Annotated in this window: 1 protein-coding gene; it reads left to right on the forward strand. The window is 77.6% G+C overall.

The window, feature by feature from the left end; translation table 11 throughout:
- The coding region (locus B7L92_RS26470) for a condensation domain-containing protein (protein WP_255311143.1) at positions 1 to 642 on the forward strand (642 nt) is incomplete at both ends.

The following is a 642-nucleotide window of genomic DNA, read 5'->3' on the forward strand; positions in this document are numbered from 1 at the left end:
GCGAGCAGCTCGCCGCCGTCTGGCACGGGCCGCTCGACCACGCGCGCTTCACCGCCGCCTGGGAGTCCGTCTTCGCCCGCGAGAGCGTGCTGCGCGCCGCCTTCGAGGACGGACCCGAACCGTCCATCGTGCTGCACGAACGGGTCGTGCCCGAGATCGTGCGGCACGCGCACGGCAGCATCGACTGGTACGCGCTGGCCGAGGAGGACCGGCGGCGCGGCCTCGATCCGCGCACTCCGGGACCGCTGCGCATCACCGTCCTCGGCGGGGACCCGCACCCGTCGGCCCGCATCCTGCTCACCTTCCACCACGCCCTGCTCGACGCCTGGAGCGTGCGGCTGCTGCTGCGGCAGTTCCGGCGCGCCTACCTGGCCGGCGGTTCCCTGCCCGGTGGGGAGAGGCGCCCCGACATCGGCGACCACGCGGACTGGCTCGCCGCCCGGGACACCGCGCCCGCGCGCGCGTTCTGGAGCCGGGCCGACACCGGACCGGGCACCGACCTGCCGGGGCCGGGCGACGGCACGGGCACCGGCCACCTCCGCACCCGGCTCACCGTCCGGCAGACCGCGCGGCTGCGGGCGTGGGCGGCGCGGTGGGGCAGCCCCGAGAGCAGCGCGCTGCACGCCGCGTGGGCCCTGCTGC

The organism is Streptomyces viridosporus, assembly GCF_002078235.1.
Lineage (GTDB): Bacteria > Actinomycetota > Actinomycetes > Streptomycetales > Streptomycetaceae > Streptomyces > Streptomyces viridosporus.